Annotated in this window: 9 protein-coding genes; 7 read left to right on the forward strand and 2 right to left on the reverse strand. The window is 69.5% G+C overall.

Going from position 1 to position 10,150, the window contains the following annotated elements; genetic code table 11:
• The first annotated feature begins 503 nt into the window (after positions 1–503).
• The 3 genes from Ssi02_RS00280 to Ssi02_RS00290 all read left to right on the forward strand — a co-directional run bounded on the left by Ssi02_RS00280 (position 504) and on the right by Ssi02_RS00290 (position 3,079).
• Positions 504–1,253 carry a GntR family transcriptional regulator gene (locus tag Ssi02_RS00280; protein ID WP_204019665.1) on the forward strand — a complete coding sequence of 250 codons (750 nt, stop codon included), beginning with the start codon at positions 504–506 and terminating at the stop codon, positions 1,251–1,253.
• A gap of 235 nt (positions 1,254–1,488) precedes the next feature.
• Positions 1,489–2,184: a GNAT family N-acetyltransferase gene (locus Ssi02_RS00285; RefSeq protein ID WP_204019667.1), complete on the forward strand. Its 696-nt coding sequence runs from the start codon at positions 1,489–1,491 to the stop codon at positions 2,182–2,184.
• A 214-nt stretch (positions 2,185–2,398) separates the two neighbouring features.
• On the forward strand, positions 2,399–3,079 hold the full coding sequence (locus tag Ssi02_RS00290; RefSeq protein WP_204019669.1) for a copper homeostasis protein CutC: 681 nt from the start codon (positions 2,399–2,401) through the stop codon (positions 3,077–3,079).
• Positions 3,080–3,120: 41 nt separating this feature from the next.
• Here Ssi02_RS00290 and Ssi02_RS00295 read toward each other — a convergent pair whose 3' ends face one another.
• A complete protein-coding gene (locus Ssi02_RS00295; protein ID WP_204019671.1) occupies positions 3,121–4,443 on the reverse strand; it encodes an FAD-dependent oxidoreductase in 1,323 nt (440 codons plus the stop codon).
• A gap of 256 nt (positions 4,444–4,699) precedes the next feature.
• Between Ssi02_RS00295 and Ssi02_RS00300 the strand changes: the two genes are divergently transcribed.
• The 4 genes from Ssi02_RS00300 to Ssi02_RS00315 all read left to right on the forward strand — a co-directional run bounded on the left by Ssi02_RS00300 (position 4,700) and on the right by Ssi02_RS00315 (position 8,939).
• A complete protein-coding gene (locus Ssi02_RS00300) occupies positions 4,700–5,248 on the forward strand; it encodes a hypothetical protein (RefSeq protein WP_239128468.1) in 549 nt (182 codons plus the stop codon).
• Between the two features lie 214 nt (positions 5,249–5,462).
• Positions 5,463–6,119: a hypothetical protein gene (locus tag Ssi02_RS00305; protein ID WP_204019674.1), complete on the forward strand. Its 657-nt coding sequence runs from the start codon at positions 5,463–5,465 to the stop codon at positions 6,117–6,119.
• Between the two features lie 113 nt (positions 6,120–6,232).
• The gene (locus Ssi02_RS00310) at positions 6,233–7,978 is read left to right on the forward strand and encodes a proline--tRNA ligase (RefSeq protein WP_204019677.1); all 1,746 of its coding nucleotides are present in this window, start codon (positions 6,233–6,235) and stop codon (positions 7,976–7,978) included.
• Positions 7,979–8,597: 619 nt separating this feature from the next.
• Entirely contained in the window at positions 8,598–8,939 is a 342-nt protein-coding gene (locus Ssi02_RS00315; protein ID WP_204019679.1) for a hypothetical protein, read from the forward strand.
• 233 nt (positions 8,940–9,172) lie between these two features.
• On the opposite strand, the gene Ssi02_RS38475 is transcribed toward Ssi02_RS00315, so the two are convergent.
• Positions 9,173–9,898 carry a ferritin-like domain-containing protein gene (locus Ssi02_RS38475; RefSeq protein ID WP_239128469.1) on the reverse strand — a complete coding sequence of 242 codons (726 nt, stop codon included), beginning with the start codon at positions 9,896–9,898 and terminating at the stop codon, positions 9,173–9,175.
• Positions 9,899–10,150 lie beyond the last annotated feature (252 nt).

A 10,150-nucleotide genomic window follows, 5' to 3' on the forward strand; every position in this document is an offset into this window, starting at 1 on the left:
CCAACCCCGGCGCGTCGGTACAGGACCCCGGCGAGGGTTGAGGTCCTATCCCGGGTGTTCGCGCGGGGAGTTCGGTGAGGGGTGTCTCCGGAAGAGGGGCCGGAGAGACCGATGTCGTTCGGCGATGCGTGGTGCCGTTCCGCCGGGTCGTATGCGGGACGGCACGGACGTCACATTCTTCGCTGAAGCTCGGAGAATGGTCCGCTTCTGCATCTGACGGACATCTCGGCAACCGGCCCAAGCCACTCCTGGTGCTCTGATAGGTGTGGGTGAGCCCCGTGCGGCGCAGCCCGCAACGCAGTAGACGCGCTGCTTCGCCGGGGTCGTGCCTGGGCGGGTGCGGAGAGTCCGTTCACGCCGACAGCACCGGTCGTCACTCCTCGCCGACCTTTCGATGGATTTGTACCAACGTTTGGATAATGCGGGTATGACGGGTCGCGGTCAAGAGGTTGTTCCACGCTAGAAGCAGATCGTCTAAATTTGTTGGCACAAAAGGGGTGAAAGTGGCACGGTCGACGCTGTACCAGCAGGTGGCTTCGGAACTCCGGAGGGCCATCTACTCCGGTGATCTCGGTCCTGGAGATCAGCTTCCGACCGAGGCCGACCTCATGCATTCGCACGGGGTAAGCCGCAACACGGTGCGGCTGGCCTTGGGTGAGCTGGTCAACGAGGGTTTGGTGACCCGCACGCCGCGGCGTGGCACGGTGGTGCGAGACCGGCGTCCCCTGTTGATGTATCCCCAGCGGGAGCTGGAGCCCCAGTCCGAAGGGGGGCCACGCGAGGCGTTCGCCTACGCGGTTTCCCATGAGGGCCGGTTGCCGGGCCAGGTGATCGAGGTCTCGATTGTGGCGCCCCCGGAGGATGTCGCCATCCGGTTGGAGCTGGCCGACGACGGGCTGGCGGTGGTGCGCAAGAGGCTGAGGTTCGTGGACGGCCAGCCCTACAACACCAACGACTCCTACTTCCCCCTCTCCCTCGTCGCCGGCTCGGAGATCGCGCGCCCCGGCGACATCATGCGTGGGGCCAACCGGGTGCTCGACGAGCTGGGACACCCGCAGGTCCGCATCGTCGACGACATCTCCGCGCGTATGCCGACCCCGGCCGAGGCGCAGCGCCTGATGCTTGAGCCGGGCACTCCGGTCGTGGTCTACATCCGGGTCGGTTACGACCCCGACGACCTTCCTGTGCGCGTCGCAGTGTCGGTCCTTCCGGCGGACAAACACCTGATCAGGTATGAGCTGACGCGCCGGTGACCTTCCCTCTCGACGGGGGGTGGTCCGGGGGGACACGGGACTGTTTGAGCGGCTGATCGCTACCTAGCGATCGGCCGCTTTTTTCGCATGCGCTGATAAGCCCGTGCATTCGGTCCCAAATCATGATTTATCCGTACGAAAGCCGTGCGTTATCGCACGGCTACGTTCCGTGTTCACTGCATCACCCATGGCCATTCTGCGCAACAGACCCCCCTCCATTCGAAAGGGACACATCATGCACGCAGGAACCGCTCTTCACCCCCTCACCCTGCGCCGTGCCGACAGTGCGGACCTCACCGCCGTACTGGGCGTTCTCGCGGAGGCGGCCGAGTGGCTGCACCAGCTCGGTGTGCGGCAGTGGCCGAGGGGCGGGTTCGGTGCCGAGCGCATCGAGCCGCTCATCGAGGACCGCGTGCTCTACGTCGTCGAGGACTCTGCGTATCGGATCGACCACGTGCCCGCCGCCCGCTTCGGCGACGCCCCGACCTCCGCCGACGGAGTCGCCCGCCTCGCCGGACCGGAGGCGTCCCCCGGGCTCGCCGCCGTCGTCGCCCTGGACGACAACGCCGACACCGAGTTCTGGACCCCGGCCGACGAACCCGGCTCGGGCCTCTACGTGCACAAGCTCGCCATCGCCCGGCGGTGGGCGGGCCACGGTGTGGGCGACGCTCTACTCGACTGGGCCGGCCTGCGTGTGGTCGCGGCCGGCGGGCGCTGGCTGCGCCTGGACTGCTCGAAGGACAACCTGCGGCTCCAGCGCTACTACATGGGCCGCCGCTTCCGTCACCTGCGCACGGTGGACCTGCCGCACCGCGCCTCGGGTGCGCTTTTCCAGCGGCCCGCCGGCATGCGCGGAGGCGAGGCCAAGGTCGCCCTCCGTGACCTGGCCACTCACGGTGGCCGTTCCCTGCTGATCTCCGCCAAGGGCTAGCCGCACCACTCCCACAAATCGACAAGACGGGCCCTCTTCGTCGGTGTCTTGAGGCCTTGTCCCCGTGCGACGGGGCACGGCACAGACGACGAGTGCCCAGTGCCGCCGGTCCGGGTACCTGCCCGTGGGGCCCGGACCAGGGGCGTCACCGTTCCAGGAAATCTTGTGCCGCCGAGGTGTTCATGGAACAAACCCCACCCGATAGCCTCAGACCATGACCGGGTCCCTGCTTGAGGTGATAGCACTCGACGTACGCGATGCCGTGGCCGCCGAGGAGGGAGGCGCGGACCGGCTGGAGGTGGTCGCCGACATGGCGTCCGACGGGCTGACCCCCGCGGCCGAGACCGTGGCCGCGATCGCCGGGCGTACGGCGTTGCCGCAGATGGTGATGCTCCGCCCCGCGGCCGGGTTCACCTGTGACGAGGAGACGCTGGCCGGTCTGGTGAAGTCCGCCGCGGAGCTCAAGGCGGCGGGCGCCGCCGGGTTCGTCTTCGGCTTCCTCGACGCCGACGGCGCGGTCGACCGCGCCGCCACCGAGGCGCTGATCCACGCCGTCGCGCCGCTGCCGTGGAGTTTCCACCGCGCCGTCGACCACGCCGTCGACAGGAAGGCCGCCTGGCGTGCCGTACGGCTGATGCCCAACCTGGCCACCGTCCTCACCTCGGGCGCGCCCGGCGGCATCGGCGACGGGCTCGGCGTGCTGCGCGGCCGCGCCGAGGCGGGGGACAGCGCCCTGATCATGGCGGGCGGCGGCCTGAAGCCCGTGCACGTGGCCCCGCTGCTGGACTACGGGGTGCGCGCGTTTCACGTGGGCTCCGCCGTACGCAACTCGTGGTCGGCCCCGGTCGAGGCGGGCCGTGTGCGCCGCTGGCGCGACCTGATCGACGGGCGCTGACGCCCGCCGGCCGGGTCGCTGACGCCCGCCGACGGCCGGGTTCAGGGGAGGTCGCGGCCCATCGCGGTGTACATCGCGGGCAGACCGGTCAGTTTGACCCGTGCGCCCCGTTCGAGTGAGCGCGCCAGCGACGCCTCCGCCGTCTCGATGGCCAACCAGTCGTCATAAGTGACAGGTGTGACGTTCCGGGCGGCGAGAAGGGTGTCCACGGGGTGTTGAGAGGGCTCCTCACGCAGCCGGGACAGGCCGTCGAAGTCGGCCAGGAGGGTGCGGACGGTTTCGGCGGCGTCGGACTTGTTGGTGCCGATGACGCCCGTCGGGCCACGCTTGAGCCAGCCCGCGACGTATTCGCGCTGCCGTACCCGCCCCGCCTCGTGCGGCACGGTCTTGGTGGCCTCGGAGAACGGCACGTCCGGCAGCGGCACGCTCTGGTAGCCCACCGACCGGAGCACCATGCCCACGGGGATGGTCGCGAACTGCCCGGTGCCGACCACCCTGCCGTCAGAAAGGATGGTGCGCTCCAGCTTCAGCCCCTCGACCCGGGATGTGCCGAGGATCTCCACCGGGCGCATCCAGAACCGGACGTCCAGCCGGCGCGGACGCCCCTCGGGGACGCGTGCCGCCCAGCTCCGCAGCACGTCGACGTTGCCGCGGATCTGCCGGGACAGGCCGGAGACGTCGCCGGTGGCCGCCTCGTCGGGCCGCACACACACGTCGGCGTTGGCCAGCTCCCCCAGCTCGCGCAGCTCCTTGAGGGTGAACTTGGCGTGCTCGGGGCCACGCCGCCCGATCATGTGGATCGCCTTCACCTGGCTGATGGCGAGCCGGCTGAGCACCTCATCGGGCACGTCGGTGTCGCGCAGCTCCTCGGCGGTCTTGGCGAGGATCCGCACGACATCCACTGCGACGTTGCCCACGCCGATCACCGCGACCTCGGGGCTGTCCAGCGTGAAGGCCGAGGCCGGCATGTCGGGGTGGCCGCAGTACCAGTTGACGAAGTCCGTCGCGGCGATGCTGCCGGGCAGGTCCTCGCCGGGGATGCCCATGTGCCGGTCGACCATCGCGCCCGTGGTGTAGACGACCGCGTCGTAGCAGGCCAGCAGGTCGGCTGTCGAGACGTGGCGGCCGAGCTCGACGCCGCCTAGGAAGCGGACGTTCGGGAGTTCGAGAACGCGGCGTAGGTATTCGGCGATCGACTTGATCGACGTGTGATCGGGAGCCACGCCGTACCGCACAAGACCATAAGGGGTGGGCAGCCGTTCGAGCACATCGACCTCGACGGGCTCGCGAGACTGCTTGATCAGGGCCTCGGCGGTGTAGAGCCCGGCCGGTCCTGATCCGACGATCGCCACACTGAGCGGCACGGATTACCTCCCGGGGGAGTGGTGGGAGTGAACACTTCCCCTTTCACCACAGATCGGGGGAAAGCGCTCAGCCTTAGCGTGATTCTCCATCAACCAGGTGCCCCGGCACCAGGCGGCACGGCGGCGGAGACCACACCTTCTCATGCGGTCGGCCTGCCGTTGACCTGCTCCGGTGTGCCGGCATTCGAACCCGGCGGCGCCTGAGGCGCGCCACCCGGGTCCCCGGTGGGGTGGGAAGCGTGAAGAATACTCAGCCATGGCGAGATCACGGTCGGCGAAGCGGCGTAAGCACGGTGCGAGGCGGGGGAAGGGTGGCACGTTCCCGGAGATACGCCCGATTCCTGTTGTGCGTCCGGACATTCAGGCGAAGATTCCGGTCGTCGAGGGAGAGACCCCCGCTGCCGCCGCGCGGCGATATGAGGCGCTGGGGCGGGTGATGGCCGCCTTCGCCGGTGAGGCCGAGCTGCTGGAGACCTGCCGTGATCTCACATGGTGGCGTGGGGCTGATCTGAGCTGGAATGTGGAGTGGCGGGATGGTCCGTACGCCGAGGAGATGGTGACCTTCCTCGCCGAGCAGCTCCACGATCCCGGCACGGGGGAGAGCCTCGTCGAGCCGGTCGAACCGCAGACGCGGGACACGGGACGTTTCCTGGCGATGGGCGTAGCCTTTGAGTTGCGGGCGGTGGACCCGGCCGGCCGGGAGGGGGGCCGGTCGCAGCCCGCGCTGTGGCGCATGTCCGCGGCTCTCGACACCACACGCCGGCCGGCGGCCCGCCTTCCATGGGAGGAGCTGCTCGGCGGCTGACCTCAAAGATCTTTCATCGCGGGCCGGCTCGCGTGATCGGCTCGCGGTGCGAGCGCCGGCCCCGTGGGGTAAGCGGTTTCCGCCATCACAACCAAGCGGTTGCTTGTGTACGGGAATAGTTTACAGTCCATCCCAATTGCACTTTCTTGTCCGGGTATATAAACTCGTTACCTGCCACCGATGAGTGCATGACTGGGGGATGGTGGCTCACGATATGAAGGATCACCATAAGAAGATCGCTATTGACTACGCGGATTTCGCGGCTTACGACCGCGCTCAGCGTGCGATCTTGCGTCATTTGCTCGCGGCCTTCGCCGGAGGCCTCCTTGTCGGGATCGTCGGCTGGTTTGTGCACACTGTGGATCTCGTGCCGATCCAAGAGGTATTCGATCCCTACGCTTATTACGCTCTCGCGGTAATCGTGGGAATGACCGCCTCCGGCGTGGGGTGGGCCATGCTCGCCGGGCTGCTCGCGGCGCTCGCCCCGCTCGTCTCCACGATGGGCGGCCTGGCGCTGACCGGGCAGTGGAACTTCGACTCCGTCGGAGGCAGCGCGCTCGGGCTCAACTTCATCCTGCTGGTGCTGTTCCTGTTCGCGCTTCTCGCCTACGCCTCTCGCAGGATCGACGTCTGGGGCGACGTCGCCGTGGGACTGATCGCCGGCCTTGTGCTGGCCGACATCGTCGACCGGGCCACCCCCGGACTGATCGCCCGCTCGGGAGCGGGGTTCTGGCCGCTGCCCGCCGCGCTCGTCGGTGTGGTCGCCGTCGCGATGGTCTTCGTGCTGCGCCGCAGGCTCGTCGCCAGGGCACGTGCCCTCGGCGTCGCCGCCACCACGGCGGGGGTCGCGGCACTGCCTCTCGCTTTGTGAGCGCCTAGGGCAGGGTGTCTGGGTCGTTCGAGGTGAGCGGGGGGCCGCGGACTCGGTAGCCTGTATGCCCCCAAGGGAAGCGCCTCACCTCGAGGTCTGAGCAAGGAGTGGCCGTGCTGCTGCGCATGTCGTCGTTGTTTCTTCGCACCCTGCGGGACGACCCGGCAGACGCGGAAGTCCCTAGCCACAAGCTCCTGGTGCGGGCCGGATATGTCCGGCGGGTAGCTCCCGGGATCTATTCGTGGCTGCCGCTCGGCAAGGCCGTCCTCGAAAACGTCACCCGCGTCGTGCGCGAGGAGATGGACCGGATGGGCGGGCAGGAGGTGCTCTTCCCCGCGCTCCTGCCGCGCGATTATTACGAGCGCACCAATCGGTGGACCGAATACGGCGACGTGCTCTTCCGGCTGAAAGATCGCAAGGGCGCCGATTATCTTCTCGGACCCACCCACGAGGAGATGTTCGCCGACATGGTCAAGGGCGAATACTCGTCCTACAAGGACTATCCGGTGATCCTCTATCAGATCCAGACGAAATATCGCGATGAGGCTCGGCCCCGGGCCGGCATTCTCCGCGGTCGCGAGTTCGTGATGAAGGACTCCTACTCCTTCGACCTCGACGACGACGGCCTCAAACGCTCCTACGAGCAGCACCGCGAGGCCTACATCCGGCTGTTCGACCGGCTCGGCATCGCCTACAAGATCTGCTTCGCCACGTCGGGCGCGATGGGCGGCTCGGCCTCCGAGGAGTTCCTCGCCCCCTGCGAGACGGGTGAGGACACCTTCGTCGCCTGCCACCACTGCGGCTACGCCGCCAACGCCGAGGCGGTCACCACCCCCGCCCCGCCCGCGCGCGACCTCGGCGGCCTCCCCGCCCTTGAGGTGCTCGACACCCCTGACACCCCGACCATCGAAAGCCTCGTGACCTACGTCAACGAGCACCACGGCCTCGGCGCCACCGCCGCCGACACGCTCAAGAACGTCGTCGTCAAGGTCACCACCCCCGGATCCGACAAGAAGGAGACCCTCGTCATCGGCGTGCCCGGTGACCGCGAGGTCGACTTCAAGCGCCTGGAGGCGGCCCTCGCGCCCGGCGAGCCCGAGATCTTCGAGGCGGCCGACTTCGCCGCCAACCCCGGCCTCGTGCGCGGCTACATCGGCCCGCAGGTGCTCGCCGAGCTCGGCATCCGCTACCTCGTCGACCCGCGCGTCGTCACCGGCACCTCCTGGATCACCGGCGCCAACGAACCCGGCCGCCACGCCGCCCACGTCGTCGCCGGCCGCGACTTCCATCCCGACGGCGTCATCGAGGCCGCCGAGGTGCGCGCCGGCGACGCCTGCCCCCGCTGCGGCGAGTCGCTGACCATCGACCGCGGCATCGAGATCGGGCACATCTTCCAGCTCGGCCGCAAATACGCCGACGCCGCCGGCCTCGACGCCCTCGGCCCCGACGCCAAGCCCATCCGCATCACCATGGGCTCCTACGGCGTCGGCGTCTCCCGCGCCGTCGCCGTGATCGCCGAACAGCAGCACGACGCCCTCGGCCTCGTCTGGCCCCGCGAGATCGCCCCCGCCGACGTCCACATCGTCGGCACGGGCAAGGAAAACCAGATCGAGGTCGCCCTCCGGCTCGCCGGCGAACTCGAGCAGAAAGGCCTGCGAGTCCTCGTCGACGACCGCCCCGGCGTGTCCCCCGGCGTCAAGTTCAAGGACGCCGAACTCCTCGGCATGCCGACCATCGTCGTCATCGGCCGCGGCCTCTCCCAAGGCATCGCCGAACTCCGCAACCGCGCCACAGGCGCCAAACAGGAGATCCCCCTGGCCGACGCCGCCAACCTGGTCTACGCGGCCTGCCGGGACTGACCCACGTGCTCCAAGGGGGTCACGTGACCCCCTTGGAGCTCACATCTGCCTTATCCGGCTGATCACGGGCGGCGGGGCTCCCTTGGTATGGGCGGCCCCGACGAGCGGTGGAGATCGCCGCCCCTGCGGGTTCGGGGGCTCCGCTAAGCCCGCGGAGCAGGACACGATGACACTGAGCCGCCCGCCCAGGCCGCAAGACACAGACGTCCGGTGCACGAGCATTGTCTTAGGACGCTGCCCCCGGCCGGGACGCCGGGGCTCACGGCCCTCCCTTCCCCTGGGCACGGGCTCTCACAGGGACACGGGGCCAAGCCCCGTTCCGCTCACAGGCGTGCGTTGGGGCACCGTCCTCGGCGCCGTCAACTTCATCACCGGCTCCACAACGCGCGTGTGCCGGGCATGTGCTGCGCCTGCCGGATCTCGGCGCGCTCCCGCTCCCTGCCCGCGCGTGCGCGGGAAATGCTTGATCGCGGCATCGGCCGCCGTGAGCTCCGCGTCCGTGCGGGCCTACCGCCGACGAATACCTGCTGCGGCATCGCCACGACTCCCCGCCCGCAGGACCTACTAGACCGGGGCCATAGCTCCGCCCCGCGCCCGCGCGTGCGCGAGGCCGAAGGAGGTGACGGTCGATCACCTGGTCGACCCCGCTTCACTTGCACGCGTGCGTCTGGGCGCCATCCTCGGCGCCGTCAACTTCATCGCCCTGCTCCGCGCATGCGCGTGCATCGGGCATGTGCTGCGCCCGCCGGATCTCGGCGCGCACCCCGCTCCGCGCCCGCGCGTGGCGTCGGGGCGCACCGGGTCGCCCAGGGCGACGAGGAGGACCCCGCTCCGCGCGCGTGCGTCGGGCCAATGGGTGCGCCCTGCTCCGCGCCCGCGCGTGCGTCGGGGGCACATGGTCGCCCAGGGCGACGAGGAGGCCAGGCTCCGCGCACGCGCGTGTGGGGCCCGAAGGACGTGACGGTCGATCACCTGGTGGATCGCGCTCCGGGCATCGCGCGTGCGCCGGGGCGCACCGGGTTGCCCAGGGCGATGAGGAGGACCCGGCTTCGCGCATGCGCGTGCGGCGGCCTTCGGCACGGGTGCCTGTGGGGCGCTGGGCAGGTCAGGGGAGGCGTGGCGCGATGCCGTTGCGGCTGAGCAGTGCGTGCGACCGTGGCGCCCGGTAGGGGGAGTACGGCGGGGGCCTTGGGTTTAGCTCAGGCCGGGGAGGGCCTTGGGGATTTCCGGGCGGAAGGAGAATCTTCGGGTGGCCGATTCCTGCATGGCCAGGGCCGCCTGGCGGCGGATGACGGGGTCGTCCACGGCGGTGAGTTCGAGGTAGGCGGCGGTTATGCCGTCTTCCACGGAGGTGGCGAGGTCGGTGGCCTCGCGTTCGTTGGCCGGGATCACGGGGAGGGTGTAGGCGGCCTCGGCTTCGGGTGGGGTGCCGCCGCGGGTGGTGATCATGGCGCGGAGGTCGTCGCGGCGGGCGCGGTGGGCGTCGAAGGCCGCAGTGGCGAGGATCTTGGTGCGGCCCTTGGCGCGGGCCGCCACGACACCGTAGGCGTAGACGGCGGCGTGCTCGGCGGCCAGGGCCTTGTCGAGCGCCTGCGCGGTGTTGACGGCGCCTGTACTGGAGGCGGTGCCGGCAGTGCTCACCCCGGAGGCGGCGCTGGCCGTGCCTGTGCCGGGGGTGCTAACCCCGGTGTTGACGGTGCCTGTGCCGGCGGCGCTCACCCCGGTGTTGACAATGCCTGTATCGGCGGCGCCCACACCGGATGCGGCGCTGACAATGCCTGTGCCGGCGGCGCTCACGCTGGACGCGGTGCCGGCGGTCCCTGTGCTGTAGGCGGTTTCAGTGGTGCCCCTGCCCAAGGCAGTGCCGACGGCAGTGGCGGCGGCGCTTATGCCGGACGCAGAGGTGGATTCAACGGTCACAGCGGCCTCGCGACGGAACACTCAGGGCGGAAGGGCAGTGGTGATCGGGCCGGCGGCCGGATGCCCGCTCTGTGGACCCGGTAACGGCTTGGTTTGGCTCCCGCCGTACTCGCCGTGGAGAGGTGGCGGATCTCACGGTGGCCTCGATAAAGGATCTCCGCGTTGTCGGCCAAGCATGCCGAAGAGCCCAAGCAGGCAGAAGGCCCCACATGTGCTGAACAACCCAAGCATGCCGAAGAGCCCGAACAGGCA

This window comes from Sinosporangium siamense (assembly GCF_016863435.1).
GTDB classification, from domain to species: domain Bacteria; phylum Actinomycetota; class Actinomycetes; order Streptosporangiales; family Streptosporangiaceae; genus Sinosporangium; species Sinosporangium siamense.